Source organism: Enterococcus sp. AZ140, assembly GCF_051714405.1.
GTDB lineage: Bacteria > Bacillota > Bacilli > Lactobacillales > Enterococcaceae > Enterococcus_B > Enterococcus_B pernyi.
Genome location: NZ_JBIORU010000001.1, coordinates 82,398 through 96,886 on the forward strand (window position 1 = coordinate 82,398; position 14,489 = coordinate 96,886).

Below are 14,489 nucleotides of genomic sequence, written 5' to 3' on the forward strand. Positions count from 1 at the left end.
ACCCCTATCCCTTTAAAATTTATCTCAAAATAGTTGAACTATTTTAAAATGCTAATATTTTCGCATGAAAATCGAATCGATAATATGATTTTCAGTTTTATGGAGAATTATATCGGCTCTTCCACGAGTAGGCAAGATATATTCGTTTAAATTCTTCAAATTCACATTTTTCCATACATCTCTTGCCATTTTAAACGCATCTTCACGATTACCAATGGCAAATTGGTAGTAATAGTTTTGTGGATGTTGAAAAGCTGTATCAAGTAACGCGCCAAAGCGATCCAAATACCATTTTTCGATCAATTCAGAATCTGCATCAACGTAGACAGAGAAATCAAAAAAGTCACTGACGTAAATCTGTTGATTAGCTGGTAGTTGAAGCGTGTTGATTCCTTCGACAATCAAAATGTCCGGTTGTTGGATCAGTTCATATTCATCGGGAATAATATCATAGACATCGTGAGAGTAGACGGGAACTTTGGTTGTTTCTTGACCGGATTTCACTTGATTAAGAAAATCGATCAACCTTTCCATGTCATAGCTTTCCGGAAATCCTTTCCGGTCCATGATACCACGTTCTTTTAAGACTTTATTCGGATATAAAAAACCATCTGTGGTGATCAGCTGGACATTTCTTCGTTTGAATGTCCGAGACAAAATCATTTGCAATAAGCGCGCGGTGGTGCTTTTACCAACTGCGACACTTCCGGCAATCCCGATAATAAAAGGTGGGACTTGAGTATATTTATGAAGGAATAACCCTTTGCTCAGAGAGAGGGATTCAAACTCTTTCATATGCAGAAAAATCAAGTGCGCAAGTGGTACATAAATGTCGCGAACATCTTGCATGGAAATACGGTCATTCAAACTTTTTATACTATCTAGTTCATCTTGTGTCAATGGAGCTTGACCATTTCGGTAAAATTCGCGCCACTCTTCTCTTGCCACACGGTAATAATTCATTGGATCATTCATACATAGCCTCCTGGATTCTCCCATCAATGGACCTATTTTAACATAAATGCGTGTCAAACCCTACCACTTAGGCGAGAAACTAATTGGTTTTTTCTCATATCAGAGGATGGAAGAATAGGCGTTCTTTCTTTTTTGATAACTGAAAAGAGGCGAGGAGAATAGAGGATTGAGTAAGAAAAAAGTAACAGTTTAACTCAAAGTTAACTGAAATGGCAGGAATAGAAGTAACATTTTGGGAAGTAAATAGACACCCACCAAAATTTGAAGAACAAATTCAGTGGATGCCGCCTTACTTTTCGAAGATAAATCTCTCTGGGATCTCTTATCGGTGTTCATTTACGACATTGAAATACTTGTTTTATTTTGATTTCAGTATTCATCGTTTTGGCAAGTAATAGGTGCCAGTATCAGCAGATCCCATCATTTGTGTAGTGTGACATGTTTGATTAAAAATCGCTTGGATTTCTTTTTCAACCTCTGGATAGAAGTAAAAATTTTCTGATTCACTGTTTTTATAAAGATAAAAATGAATGGTTGGAAATGTTGGTAGAGAGACAAAACAAACAGGTTCAATAGCTAAAAGTTCTTGCACAAAGGTATTGGCTAATAGCATTCCTTTTCCTTCTGTAATCATTTTCGCTGCTCCTAAACTATCTGGACAGACGACATATTTTGGTTCATTGGTCAGCTGTTTGACTACTTTTTTCGTAATCACTTGATGTTCTACATGGTCGAGTAAAAAGATAAAAGGTAACTCTTCTAGTACTTCCGCGGATAATATCCCATCTGGTTTTACAAAATAGTTACTGATTGCTACTTTAAGTTCCAAAGTGGCTAACCTTGTTTGAATAAATTTGGGGTGATCTAGGGTAGCAGAAGTAATGGCAAAGTCGATTTCTTTCTGACTTAGTTTATTTAGCAGATCCAATGAAGGAATATAACGGTAGTCGATCGTAAAGTTTTGATGCCGGATTGGATATTTGTTTGCTTCAAAGATAAACGAAGCATCGCTTGTACCGACACGCAAAGCAGGATAGTCTACTGATTCATTTAACAGAATTAGGCAGAAGTCGCCCATCCTCTATAGGTGGGTGATGAATGCCGTTCGGTATGAGGGTTACCGTTGGTAACTCGAAGACCGACAACTAAGGCGTATTGCTTTTTTATTTTGTCTCATGTTAAAATCAGTCTATACAAGAAATGAGTTGATATAACATGGAATTAGACACAAATAACCATTCAGTATTTCTTCTTTATTATCACCTTGTTTTAGTAACGAAATATCGTAGACAAGTAATTGATAATGAAATATCTAACTACGCTAAAGCGACTTTTGAAAGAATCTCAGAATCGTATCACATCACTTTAGTTGAGTGGAATCATGATAAAGATCACGTTCATATTATGTTCAAAGCTCAACCAAAAACAGAATTGACAAAATTTATCAATGCCTATAAAAGTGCTAGTTCACGTTTGATAAAGCGCAATTATCCAAGAATCAAACAATTTCTTTGGAAAGAAATGTTCTGGTCAAAAAGTTTTTGTCTTTTGACAACTGGTGGAGCACCAATTGATGTGATTAAGAAATATATTCAAAATCAAGGAAACAATCATAAATAGAAAGCAGGCGAGCTTTATGGAGCGACTAAAAGCATATAAATTTAGAATCTATCCAACAGAAGAACAAGAAACCTTCTTTGCTAAGTCTTTTGGCTGTGTCCGTAAGGTCTACAATCTAATGCTTGATGACCGAATGAAAGCTTATAAAGAAACTAGGAAAAATTCCTCTAAAAAAATGAGTTTTCCAACGCCTGCAAAATATAAGCAAGATTTTCCGTTCTTGAAAGAAGTGGATAGTCTTGCTTTAGCAAATGCACAACTCAACCTAGATAAGGCGTATAAGAACTTCTTTCGTGATAAGTCCGCCGGATTTCCTCGTTTCAAAAGCAAGAAAAATCCAGTTCAAAGCTATACGACTAACAATCAAAATGGAACAATCACTTTGATTGATAATCAATTTGTCAAACTTCCTAAGTTGAAGTCGTTAGTTAAAATTACGCTCCATAGACAACCTAAAGGTCTGATCAAATCCGCTACAATATCACGTCATTCTAGCGGTAAATATTATATTTCTTTATTGTGTAAAGAAGAAATAGCTGAGCTTCCTAAAACTAATTCCGCTATTGGAATTGACCTTGGTATAACTGATTTTGCAATCCTTTCTAATGGTCAAAAGATTGATAACAATAAATTCACGTCAAAAATGTCAAAAAAACTAAAATGTGAACAACGTAAGTTGTCAAGACGTGCATTATTAGCTAAACAAAAAGGTATCAATCTGTTTGAAGCTAGAAATTATCAAAAACAAAAACGTAAAATAGCACGACTACATGAAAAAGTAATGAATCAACGCAATGACTTTCTAAACAAGTTGAGCACAGAGATTATCAAAAACCACGATATGATCTGTATAGAAGACTTAAATACAAAAGGTATGTTGCGTAATCATAAACTAGCAAAAAGTATTTCGGATGTTTCATGGTCTAGTTTTGTGACTAGGTTACAATACAAAGCTGACTGGTACGGTCGAAATATTATCGAAGTGGATAAGTGGTTCCCATCTAGTCAAATCTGTTCGAATTGTGGACACAAAGACGGCAAGAAATCTCTAGAAATTCGAGAATGGACTTGTCCTGTTTGTCATGTTCATCATGACCGAGATATCAATGCTAGTATCAATATTCTGACCGAAGGTCTAAGACTACATTCTATGGGATTAGCTTAGATCCAATCATCAAAAACCGTAGGAACTACGGGGATAGCTTGGTAAATAAGAGAAACCGCTGTGAGTAAAGAAATACGCTTGCAAGTATGCTCTATTCCCAAGAAGCTCCCACTTCAAGCGTTAAAAACCGGTAGGTTTAGCTAAGTGGTGAGTAGTTCACAGAACTACTTAACGAAGAAATACTAACATGTAGCTCTTTTGAAGCTTGCGAGAGGCTGTTGAAACGGGCAATCATATAGAAATATTCTAATTTTTCGATCGACATACAGCTATGCCTCCTTTATCATTTTATTCTCCTTTTAAATGTCTCATGGGCCTCTTAAAAAAACAATAGTTATCGTGAAGCACACATAGAGATTAAACAATCCTTAATGAATGTGAAACGAATCACTATTACTTTTAATAGGAAATGAAGCATGACAGTTTTATCAGTCGCTAGTTGATTTTTATGCGAGTCAATGATTTATAGATTCTTGATCGAAGGCTAGTGATTGATAGGTTGCAATGGATGAAGCGAATCTCAACTAGGAAAGGAAATCAATACACCTAAGAAAGCAAAAGAATGAGGAATAAGACACACTTACTTAAAGCGGTTTACTACTGTTTTTTGGTGGCGTGAGGTTTGCTGACAACATAAAAAAGCCTCTTTAATACATAAAGGGCGGTGTACTCAAATAAACATTGGTAAGTGTAATTTGCAATTGTAAGGCGCAATTGTAATCACGTTAATTGAGCTTTGGCTTTCTGAGACGTAAGAAACAAGTTCTAGTTATCTTGGAAAAGCCTTAATCCGACAATTCCTGCTTTACACGTTACTGTCTCTCGACATTTCCGAGCGATAACCTGTGTTCTTCAGAGTAACCTCACCTAATATGATTATTTTTCATCCATATCATAAAGGGCAGTGGAAGTAATAGTCAATCATGCGCGTTTCATGAATAGAGATATCATGGAGATATTTGTCTTCTTAAAAACGCTAATAGTAAGGTTTATGGGACTTCTATTGATATTTTCTCTACTTTCACGAAACAGATTACGCAAATACCGAAAAAGGAGAAGAGTGAGCAGCTAAGAAAATTTTTTTCTTCCGTATCGCGATTAAATGGTTATATTTATAAAAGAAAACAGAAGAAACACAGTTTCGCTTGCACCTTCTCATGGAACACGTTAGACTATGAACAACTAACAGATAAGAAGGATGGAAACTATGACGAATCATTATTATTCCGAACACCCAGAGACTGCTCATGAGTTTGACGAATGGTCATTTGAGCTAAGAGGGAAAACCTTTCAGTTTGTGACAGACTCGGGTGTGTTTTCACGTGAAACAGTTGATTATGGCTCACGTGTATTGATCGATGCCTTTGAATGGGCACAGCTACCAGATGGCAAAATTTTGGATGTTGGCTGTGGCTATGGTCCAATCGGGCTTTCTCTTGCCTATGCGAGTGAGCGCTTTGTTGAAATGGTAGACATCAATGCTAGAGCGGTGGACTTGGCACAAGGAAATGCGAAGCGCAATCAAATCAAAAATGTAGCGATTCATCAGTCAAATATTTATGAAGAGGTGACAGAAACAGACTATGCTGCAATTGTCAGCAATCCACCGATTCGTGCAGGCAAAAAAGTTGTACATGAAATCTTGACTGGCGCATATCCCCGCCTATGTACAGGTGGCACCTTAACGATCGTCATTCAGAAAAAACAAGGTGCACCTAGCGCACAAAAGAAAATGCAAGAAACATTTGGTAACGCAGAAATCGTGATCAAAGATAAAGGCTATTATATTATCCGAAGTGTAAAAGAAGATTGAACATAATCGAATGAAAATAACGGAGCAGTCGAAGGAATGAGTAAGAATTTCTTCGACTGCTTCGTTGTTTGTTCATACAAGTAAGATGGGTAAATAGAGTGGGTTAGGGGAAGTGAGAGCTAGCTTCGAAAAAATAAGACATCGTTTATGAAATTTGCTTAGCAAATATCTATATGGGATTGATTTACTTTTGACCAAGCCTTTTTTCCCTCTATCCATTTCGAAAACCATTTGGTACACTGTTAGGGAATTTACATATATAAAGGGGGAACAAAAGTGAAACTGACAATTCGAGATATTGCTGAGATGGCAGGTGTTTCAGTGACGACTGTGTCACAGATTTTAAATAATAAAGGCAGCCGTTTTAGTGAAAAGACACGAAAAAAAGTGTTGTCGATCGTAAATGAACATCATTACAAGCCAGATTATTTTGCTTCCAATGTGATCAATCGTCACTCAAAAACGATTGGCATGATCGTGCCAGATGTGACGGATTTCTTCTTTTCCAAAGTGATCGAAGGGGTCGAAAGTTATTTAAACCCCTTAGGATATGTCATCATTCTTTGTAACTCCAGACATAGTCAAGACAATGAACTGAAGTATTTAAGGGAGCTTTCTCATCGATCCGTAGATGGTTTATTGTTAGCGACGCCGAATGTGTTGCCTCAAGAGTATGCCCTTGATAGTAGTTTTTATAACAACATGCCGATCATCCTGATCGATCGTGGGTTGAATCGTCGAGATAACGGTCGCTTGATCGTGAAGGAATATGAAGGCGCTTATCAAGCTGTCTCGTTATTGATCAAAAACGGTCACACGAAAATTGGTATGTTAAAAGAGACAACTGGCTATTATCAGTTAGAAGAGCGATTCAATGGTTATCGTCATGCACTAAAAGATCATGGACTGGCGTTCAACGGTAAGTTTGTAGAAGAAGGAGACTTGACTGTCCAAGGAGGGTACGAAGCAAGTAAGCGCTTGTTACGTCATAAAGATGTAACGGCGGTATTTTGTGGCAATGATGCCATGGCGATTGGTTGTTACCAAGCAATCGATGAAATGGGCAAGCGTATTCCAGAGGATATTTCGGTCATCGGCTTTGATGGATTAAAATTGTCTGAGTATATGATCCCTAAGTTGACAACGGTCAAGCAACCGAGTTTCGATATTGGTTTTTATGCAGCTCGCTTTTTGATTGACACGATTGAATTTCCACAAAGAAAAGTTCCGAACAAAGTCTTTGAAACAAAATTAATTATTCGTGAGAGCGTAAAAACATTGACAAAGGTCTAGTAGGGCGTTATATTGCTTATGTAAGTGTTTACAAAGTTGGTAAGATACATTGCGAGAAAATAGTAAACCGGTTTACTAAAGTGGTTTACCTTTTTCGAAATTCCTGTATAATACCGAATGAAGAACGAGGAGGATTACGGCATGCGGATGGTCGATTTGATCGAAAAAAAGAGAGATGGACACCAATTATCAAAGGAAGAGATTTCGTACATTGTCACGAACTACACAAATGATAACATTCCTGATTACCAAATCAGCGCATTATTGATGGCTATTTTCTATCAGGATATGACCGATGAAGAAATCACTGATCTAACGTTGGCAATCGCTCATTCTGGCGATGTGATCGATTTAAGTTCCTTAGATGGGATCAAAGTCGACAAGCATTCTACCGGAGGCGTGGGGGATACAACTACCTTGATTTTAGCACCTTTAGTAGCAAGTGTAGGTGCAACTGTGGCAAAAATGTCAGGGCGTGGTCTTGGCTACACAGGTGGCACATTAGATAAGTTAGAAGCTATTCCTGGATTTCGGATCGAACTATCAGATGAAGAATTCATCCGCACCGTGAACGAAAGTAAAGTAGCGGTGATCGGCCAATCGGGCAATCTCGCTCCAGCAGATAAAAAATTGTATGCCTTGCGTGATGTGACGGCAACGGTCAACTCGATCCCATTGATTGCTAGTTCGATCATGAGTAAGAAAATCGCCGCAGGAGCGGATGCGATCGTGCTAGATGTGACGACGGGTGACGGTGCCTTCATGAAAAATATCGATGACGCGAGACGCTTGGCGAAGACCATGACACGGATCGGCAAATTAGCCGGTCGCCAAACAGTAGCAGTGATCTCTGATATGTCTGAACCGTTGGGTGAAGCAATCGGCAACAGCTTAGAAGTCGTTGAAGCCATTGAAACACTTCAAGGGAACGGACCGGAAGATTTAGTTGAAATGTGCTATGCTTTAGGTAGTCAAATGGTCGTTTTAGCCGAAAAAGCGGCATCGATCGAAGAAGCGCGCGAAATGCTAAAAGAAGCCCTTGAATCAGGGAAAGCTTTAGCTAAATTCAAAGAAATGATCCAGAACCAAGGGGGCGACCCAACAGTTGTCGATGAACCTGCGCGGTTGTTAACTGCTCGTTATATTTATGAACTGCCAGCGAAGACAACAGGTGTCGTGACAAAAATCGTTGCGAACGAATTAGGGATCGCAGCAATGATGCTTGGTGCAGGACGTAAAACGAAAGAAGATTCGATCGATCATGCTGTTGGTTTACGATTGAATAAGAAAATCGGTGATAAAGTAGAAGCTGGCGAATCGCTATTGAGGATCTATAGTAATGAAGAAGACATTTCGCCAGTGATCGACTTGTTATATAAAAATATTGAAATCGGTGATATGGCGGAGAAGCCTATCCTGATTCATGACATCATTACAGAGTAGAAGGAGAAGAGACATGGAATTAAATCGAATGATCGACCACACAATTCTAAAAGCAGATGCAACAAAAGCAGATGTGATGCGCATTATTGGGGAAGCAAAAAAACATCATTTCTATTCAGTCTGTATCAATCCAACATGGGTTGCCTTGGCGAAAGAGGAACTACAAGGTGAGCCAGTCGCTGTTTGTACCGTCATTGGTTTCCCATTAGGAGCAAACACAGCCGAAACAAAGGCATTTGAAACAGCGAATGCGATCGAAAATGGCGCAGATGAAGTGGATATGGTCATCAATATCGGTGCCTTGAAATCTGAACAAGACGATGTCGTGAAAAAAGATATCGAAGCGGTAGTCGAAGCTGCAAAAGACCGCGCGTTAGTTAAAGTAATCATTGAAACAGCCTTGTTAGAACAAGCGGAAATCATCAAAGCTTGCGAATTAGCGAAAGCTGCAGGAGCTGATTTTGTGAAAACATCTACTGGTTTTTCAACAGGTGGCGCGAAAGTGGAAGATATCCGCTTGATGCGTGAAACGGTTGGTCCAGAAATGGGCGTCAAAGCTTCAGGAGGTATCCACAATGAAGCGGAAGCCGTTGCGATGATCGAAGCAGGTGCCACACGAATCGGTACAAGTGCTGGTGTGTCAATCATGTCCGGTTCAACTGGCGAAGGCTATTAATATTCTAAGGAGAAAAAGATGTCAGAAATCAAACAAGAATGGATCGATATCGCTATCGACGCCTTGGATAAAGCGTATGTGCCTTATTCCAAATTTCCAGTAGGTGCTTGTTTAGTGACAGCATCTGGGAAAACCTATCAAGGATTGAATATCGAAAATGCGTCATTTGGTTTAACGAATTGCGCAGAACGTACCGCGTTTTTTAAAGCAGTATCTGAAAAAGAAATGGACTTTACACATCTAGTCGTTGCAGGTCATACACCTGAGCCGATTTCTCCATGTGGTGCTTGTCGCCAAGTAATGGCAGAATTTTGTGAGCCAGAGATGCCAGTTACGTTGGTTGGCGACAATGGTGTGACGAAAACGATGACCGTAAGAGAGTTATTACCTTACGCATTTTCAGAAAAAGATTTATAAATTATGTTCAATTCAGTCAGCTGACTGTTGAAAAAACAACTACTTTTAGGGGGCTTTACAGAAATGAAAAAAGCAAAATTATTTGGTTTAGGTGCTATCGCACTATCAGCAGGCTTACTTTTAAGCGCATGCGGTAACGGCGGTTCAGATTCTACTGATTCAACCGGTGGAAACAGTGCATCAGGAACAGCAACTGCAGCATTGATTACAGATACAGGTGGCGTCGACGACCGTTCATTCAACCAGTCAGCTTGGGAAGGGTTAGAAGATTGGGGTAAAGAGCAAGGCTTGTCACGTGGAAACGATGGCTTCCAATATTTCCAATCTGCCAATGAATCAGATTATATTCCAAATATCGATCAAGCGTTAAACGCTGGCTTCAAGACAATTTTTGGGATTGGTTTTAAATTGAAACCTGCAATCGAAGAACAAGCAACAAGTAACCCTGAAACAAACTTTGCAATCATTGATGATGTGATCGAAGGAAAAGACAACGTCGTTTCAGCAACATTCAAAGATAACGAAGCTTCTTATCTTGCTGGAGTTGCAGCAGCTTACACAACTGAAACAAATGTGGTTGGATTTATCGGTGGCGTTAAAGGGGAAGTAATCGACCGTTTTGAAGCTGGTTTCAATGCCGGAGTTAAAGCAGGCGCTGAAGCGTTGAACAAAGACATCGAAGTATTGAACCAATACGCAGGTGATTTCTCAGCTCCAGATAAAGGACGTTCAATCGCACAAGGTATGTACGCACAAAACGCTGACATCATTTTCCATGCTTCAGGTGGTACTGGTAACGGTGTCTTCCAAGAAGCAAAATCATTAAATGAATCAGGTGACAAAAAAGTTTGGGTAATCGGTGTTGACCGTGACCAATCTGACGAAGGAAACTACACATTGAATGGTGAAGACAAAAACTTCACATTGACATCAACACTTAAAGGTGTAGGAACAGTTGTAAAAGATTTAGCACAACAATCAGCAGAGGGTGACTTCCCTGGTGGCGAACACACTGTTTATGGTTTGAAAGAAGACGGTGTAGGTATCACTGAAGGCCAACTTTCTGATGAAGCGAAAAAAGCAGTGGATGAAGCAAAAGAAAAAATCATTTCAGGTGACATCGAAGTTCCTGAAACTCCTGAAAGCTAATAAATACCATTTCTATAGCCTTGTTGGACAATTGTTTAACAGGGCTATCGTTTAGTTATCTACTTAATGTTGTTTTTTTATGCAAGTTGCTAGGTATCCCGATTTGGATAAGGGAACAACTTGTAACAAGTAGCTTAGCTCCTTGGATTTTGGTTACTCGATGAGCGACGTTTTGTGAACGATCGTCATCGTCCCTTTTATTTTTTAAACAATGTCGTCTGGATATAAATTGTTAGGATGTGAAAAATGTGGATCAAGAAAATATTGTCATCGAAATGCGAAATATCACGAAACAATTCGGTACTTTCAAAGCAAATGACAACATCAACCTTCAAGTGAAAGCAGGAGAAATCCATGCCTTGCTTGGTGAAAATGGTGCAGGTAAATCAACGTTAATGAATGTTTTATCCGGTCTTTTAGAGCCAACATCAGGTGAGATTTTGATGCACGGCAAAGAAGTAAACATCACGAGCCCGACGAAAGCCAATCAATTAGGGATCGGAATGGTGCATCAACACTTTATGTTAGTCGATGCATTCACAGTAACAGAAAATATCGTACTAGGTAGTGAGCCAAGTACAGGCGGTATCTTGAACCGTAAGAAAGCCCGTGAAGAAATCAAACGATTATCTGAACAATATGGCTTAGCAGTGAATCCGGATGCGTACGTTCGTGATATTTCTGTCGGTATGGAACAACGTGTGGAGATTTTAAAAACACTCTATCGTGGTGCAGATGTCTTGATTTTTGATGAGCCAACAGCCGTACTGACGCCGCAAGAAATCGATGAATTGATCGTGATCATGAAAGAGTTAGTCAAAGAAGGAAAGTCGATCATTTTGATCACACATAAATTAGATGAGATCAAAGCAGTTGCCGATCGTTGTACGGTCATTCGTCGTGGTCAAGGGATTGGAACGGTCAATGTAAAAGATGTTTCTTCGCAACAGTTAGCCGATATGATGGTCGGAAGAACCGTCTCATTCAAAACAATGAAAAAAGAAGCACGTCCACAAGAAGTGGTGCTTTCTGTTGAAAATCTTGTAGTTAAAGAAAACCGCGGATTAGAAGCAGTGAAAGATTTGAGTCTGGAAGTCCGAGCAGGTGAAGTCTTAGGTATTGCTGGAATCGATGGAAATGGACAATCGGAGTTGATCCAAGCGTTAACCGGTTTACGTAAAGTAGAAAGTGGAACGATTCGTTTGAAAGACGAAGAGATCACGAATAAAAAACCACGTAAAATCACTGAATCTGGGCTAGGACATGTGCCAGAAGATCGACATAAATATGGCTTGGTCCTTGATATGACGTTATCTGAAAATATTGCCATGCAAACCTACTATCAAAAACCGTATAGTAAAAATGGTCTGTTGAACTATGGTGTGATGAATGAACATGCTAGAGATTTAATCGATGAGTATGATGTGCGGACAACGAACGAATTAGTACCAGCGAAAGCTTTATCTGGTGGGAACCAACAAAAAGCCATCATTGCTCGCGAGATCGATCGTGACCCTGATCTACTGATCGTTGCGAATCCAACACGTGGATTAGATGTTGGTGCAATCGAGTTTATCCATAAACGTTTGATTGAGCAACGTGATAAGTTCAAAGCAGTTTTATTGATTAGTTTTGAATTAGAAGAAATTTTAAATGTGTCCGATCGTATTGCGGTAATCCATCAAGGAAAAATCGTGGGGATCGTTGATCCAAAAGAAACATCTGAAAACGAGCTAGGTCTATTGATGGCGGGTTATACTTTAGAAGAAGCACGTAGAGAGTTAGAAAAGGTTGGTGACACACATGAATGATCGTAGCGAAAGGTTCCGTAATCTGCTAGTACCTATATTTTCGGTTATTTTAGGGTTGATTTTAGGTGCTATTTTGATGGTTGCCTTTGGTTATCATCCAATCCAAGGATATTCTTCGATGTTGAATGCTTCGTTAGGTTCACAACGAAGTATCGGTGAAACGTTAAGACAAGCAACACCTTTGATTTTTACAGCCTTAGGTTTTTCTGTTGCAAATTCAGCCGGATTCTTTAATATCGGGCTTTCTGGACAAGCACTTTGTGGCTGGATCATAAGCATTTGGACGGCGTTAGCTTTTCCAGATCTACCAAAAATCATTTTATTGCCAATGTGCGTGATTTTAGGTGCACTTGCTGGGGCAATGGCCGCAGCTATTCCAGGATTGTTACGTGCGTTCTTTGGAACAAGTGAAGTTATCGTAACGATCATGATGAATTATATTTTGCTCTATTTAAGTACGTACACACTTCATGAAATAATGCCTGAATCTTATCGTTCAAGTTTAGACTCTTCAAATATGATCAGTGAGAATGCTTCCTTACGTATTCCTTGGCTGACCCAGATGTTTGGAGGCTCTCGTGTGAATGGCGGACTCTTCTTGGCACTGATTGCGTTAGTGCTTGTATGGATCGTCATGAAGAAAACAACCTTAGGCTTTGAGATCCGTTCTGTTGGATTGAATCCATATGCCTCTGAATATGCGGGAATGAGTAGTAAACGAACAATTGTCTTATCCATGGTTATCTCTGGTGGACTAGCTGGTCTAGGTGGTGTGGTCGAAGGACTAGGAACATACCAAAACTTCTTCGTTCAAACAACCTCATTATCCATTGGGTTTGACGGTATGGCCGTTTCCTTATTAGGTTCTGGTTCTGCCATCGGGATTTTGTTATCTGCGCTATTATTCAGTGTTCTAAAAATCGGTGGGTTAGGGATGCAAACTGGTGCTGGTGTACCGTTTGAAATCGTCAATGTATCGATTGCCTTGATCATCTTCTTCGTGGGGATCAACTTCTTGATTCGTTTCCTTATGGCGAAATTCTTCCAAGGGAAAAAACAAGAGGAGATCGTCGCAACGATTGAAACGAAACCAAATCATCAAAATCAAGAAGGAGGAGAGCTGTAATGTCAACAGTAGAACTGATTTCCTTGATCCTTACATCAACACTTGTTTATTCAACACCGTTGATTTTAACCTCCTTAGGCGGAACGTTTTCTGAACGAAGCGGGATCGTCAACGTTGGGTTAGAAGGCATCATGGTGATGGGGGCATTTAGTGCAGTCGTCTTCAACTTGACGATGAGTGACACATTAGGCTCAATGACTCCTTGGATTGCTATTTTAGTCGGTGGCGTGGTTGGTGTTCTCTTTTCCTTGATCCATGCAGTCGCAACGATCAGCTTGCGCGCAGACCATATCATCAGCGGAACGGTCATCAATTTGATGGCACCTGCTTTAGGTGTATTTTTGATCAAAGCATGGTATGGTAAAGGACAAACAGACAATATCTCACAAAACTTAGGTTACTTTTCATTTCCTGGATTATCTGAGATACCAGTGATTGGTCAAATTTTCTTTAGAAATACATTTTTACCAGCGTATTGTGCGATTTTAATTGCTGTTATCGCATGGTTCGTCATCTTCAAAACTAAATTTGGTTTACGTTTACGTTCTGTTGGGGAAAATCCTCAAGCTGCAGATACACTAGGGATCAATGTATATGCGATGCGCTATTCAGGTGTCTTGATTTCTGGTCTTCTTGGAGGCATGGGTGGAGCTGTGTTCGCTCAATCGATCTCTGGGAACTTTTCAGCAGGAACGATTGTCGGTCAAGGGTTCATCTCAATGGCTGCAATGATTTTTGGTAAGTGGAATCCACTAGGTGCGATGGGTGCATCCTTATTCTTTGGTTTTGCACAAAGTTTGAGTATCATCGGCGCGCAATTACCAGTGATTTCTTCAATTCCACCAGTTTTACTACAAATTGCGCCTTATCTATTAACGATTATCGTTTTAGTGGCGTTCTTAGGTAAAGCATCTGGACCAAAAGCCAACGGTAAGAATTATATAAAATCCAAATAATCGTTTAGTGATTAAAAAGGGCGGGTTACGGGAAGTTTTTTTCGG

Annotated in this window: 14 protein-coding genes and 1 riboswitch; of the genes, 11 read left to right on the top strand and 3 right to left on the bottom strand. The window is 39.5% G+C overall.

Going from position 1 to position 14,489, the window contains the following annotated elements:
* Positions 1-51 precede the first annotated feature (51 nt).
* Both coaA and IGJ39_RS00370 read right to left on the bottom strand, forming a co-directional pair.
* Positions 52-975, bottom strand: coding sequence for a type I pantothenate kinase (gene coaA / locus IGJ39_RS00365; protein WP_019723173.1), 924 nt, complete (start codon positions 973-975; stop codon positions 52-54).
* A 376-nt stretch (positions 976-1,351) separates the two neighbouring features.
* Positions 1,352-2,053, bottom strand: coding sequence for a LysR substrate-binding domain-containing protein (locus IGJ39_RS00370; protein WP_019723172.1), 702 nt, complete (start codon positions 2,051-2,053; stop codon positions 1,352-1,354).
* 137 nt (positions 2,054-2,190) lie between these two features.
* On the opposite strand from IGJ39_RS00370, the gene tnpA reads away from it, so the two are divergent.
* Together tnpA and tnpB are read left to right on the top strand one after the other, a co-directional pair.
* Positions 2,191-2,595: an IS200/IS605 family transposase gene (gene tnpA / locus IGJ39_RS00375; RefSeq protein WP_019724606.1), complete on the top strand. Its 405-nt coding sequence runs from the start codon at positions 2,191-2,193 to the stop codon at positions 2,593-2,595.
* 16 nt (positions 2,596-2,611) lie between these two features.
* Entirely contained in the window at positions 2,612-3,760 is a 1,149-nt protein-coding gene (gene tnpB / locus IGJ39_RS00380) for an IS200/IS605 family element RNA-guided endonuclease TnpB (RefSeq protein ID WP_430608123.1), read from the top strand.
* A gap of 136 nt (positions 3,761-3,896) precedes the next feature.
* Here the strand turns inward: tnpB and IGJ39_RS00385 are convergent, their stop codons facing one another.
* Positions 3,897-4,025, bottom strand: a complete 129-nt coding sequence (locus IGJ39_RS00385; protein ID WP_229048988.1) for a LysR family transcriptional regulator — start codon at positions 4,023-4,025, stop codon at positions 3,897-3,899.
* Positions 4,026-4,474: 449 nt separating this feature from the next.
* Positions 4,475-4,642, bottom strand: a riboswitch (M-box (ykoK) riboswitch).
* Positions 4,643-4,967: 325 nt separating this feature from the next.
* Between IGJ39_RS00385 and IGJ39_RS00390 the strand changes: the two genes are divergently transcribed.
* From IGJ39_RS00390 to IGJ39_RS00430, 9 genes are all read left to right on the top strand, one after another.
* The gene (locus IGJ39_RS00390; RefSeq protein ID WP_019724049.1) at positions 4,968-5,573 is read left to right on the top strand and encodes a class I SAM-dependent methyltransferase; all 606 of its coding nucleotides are present in this window, start codon (positions 4,968-4,970) and stop codon (positions 5,571-5,573) included.
* A gap of 276 nt (positions 5,574-5,849) precedes the next feature.
* Positions 5,850-6,866, top strand: a complete 1,017-nt coding sequence (locus IGJ39_RS00395) for a LacI family DNA-binding transcriptional regulator (RefSeq protein ID WP_010734491.1) — start codon at positions 5,850-5,852, stop codon at positions 6,864-6,866.
* Between the two features lie 141 nt (positions 6,867-7,007).
* Entirely contained in the window at positions 7,008-8,309 is a 1,302-nt protein-coding gene (locus IGJ39_RS00400; RefSeq protein WP_019724048.1) for a pyrimidine-nucleoside phosphorylase, read from the top strand.
* Positions 8,310-8,322: 13 nt separating this feature from the next.
* Positions 8,323-8,985: a deoxyribose-phosphate aldolase gene (deoC, locus tag IGJ39_RS00405; RefSeq protein ID WP_019724047.1), complete on the top strand. Its 663-nt coding sequence runs from the start codon at positions 8,323-8,325 to the stop codon at positions 8,983-8,985.
* A gap of 18 nt (positions 8,986-9,003) precedes the next feature.
* Positions 9,004-9,402, top strand: coding sequence for a cytidine deaminase (locus IGJ39_RS00410; RefSeq protein ID WP_019724046.1), 399 nt, complete (start codon positions 9,004-9,006; stop codon positions 9,400-9,402).
* A gap of 63 nt (positions 9,403-9,465) precedes the next feature.
* Positions 9,466-10,551, top strand: a complete 1,086-nt coding sequence (locus IGJ39_RS00415; RefSeq protein ID WP_065096770.1) for a BMP family lipoprotein — start codon at positions 9,466-9,468, stop codon at positions 10,549-10,551.
* A 248-nt stretch (positions 10,552-10,799) separates the two neighbouring features.
* Complete coding sequence (locus tag IGJ39_RS00420; RefSeq protein WP_019723072.1) at positions 10,800-12,362, top strand: ABC transporter ATP-binding protein; 1,563 nt, start codon at positions 10,800-10,802, stop codon at positions 12,360-12,362.
* Complete coding sequence (locus IGJ39_RS00425) at positions 12,355-13,488, top strand: ABC transporter permease (RefSeq protein ID WP_019723071.1); 1,134 nt, start codon at positions 12,355-12,357, stop codon at positions 13,486-13,488. The genes IGJ39_RS00420 and IGJ39_RS00425 overlap by 8 nt, the downstream gene beginning before the upstream one ends.
* Entirely contained in the window at positions 13,488-14,444 is a 957-nt protein-coding gene (locus IGJ39_RS00430; protein ID WP_010734484.1) for an ABC transporter permease, read from the top strand. Before IGJ39_RS00425 ends, IGJ39_RS00430 begins: the two co-directional genes overlap by 1 nt.
* Positions 14,445-14,489: the final 45 nt, after the last annotated feature.

Bases quoted from the DNA above. Each gene is read 5' to 3' on its own strand.
- coaA (WP_019723173.1), bottom strand. From the start codon at position 975: ATGAATGATCCAATGAATTATTACCGTGTGGCAAGAGAAGAGTGGCGC.
- IGJ39_RS00370 (WP_019723172.1), bottom strand. From the start codon at position 2,053: ATGGGCGACTTCTGCCTAATTCTGTTAAATGAATCAGTAGACTATCCT.
- tnpA (WP_019724606.1), top strand. From the start codon at position 2,191: ATGGAATTAGACACAAATAACCATTCAGTATTTCTTCTTTATTATCAC.
- tnpB (WP_430608123.1), top strand. From the start codon at position 2,612: ATGGAGCGACTAAAAGCATATAAATTTAGAATCTATCCAACAGAAGAA.
- IGJ39_RS00385 (WP_229048988.1), bottom strand. From the start codon at position 4,025: ATGTCGATCGAAAAATTAGAATATTTCTATATGATTGCCCGTTTCAAC.
- IGJ39_RS00390 (WP_019724049.1), top strand. From the start codon at position 4,968: ATGACGAATCATTATTATTCCGAACACCCAGAGACTGCTCATGAGTTT.
- IGJ39_RS00400 (WP_019724048.1), top strand. From the start codon at position 7,008: ATGCGGATGGTCGATTTGATCGAAAAAAAGAGAGATGGACACCAATTA.
- deoC (WP_019724047.1), top strand. From the start codon at position 8,323: ATGGAATTAAATCGAATGATCGACCACACAATTCTAAAAGCAGATGCA.
- IGJ39_RS00410 (WP_019724046.1), top strand. From the start codon at position 9,004: ATGTCAGAAATCAAACAAGAATGGATCGATATCGCTATCGACGCCTTG.
- IGJ39_RS00415 (WP_065096770.1), top strand. From the start codon at position 9,466: ATGAAAAAAGCAAAATTATTTGGTTTAGGTGCTATCGCACTATCAGCA.
- IGJ39_RS00425 (WP_019723071.1), top strand. From the start codon at position 12,355: ATGAATGATCGTAGCGAAAGGTTCCGTAATCTGCTAGTACCTATATTT.
- IGJ39_RS00430 (WP_010734484.1), top strand. From the start codon at position 13,488: ATGTCAACAGTAGAACTGATTTCCTTGATCCTTACATCAACACTTGTT.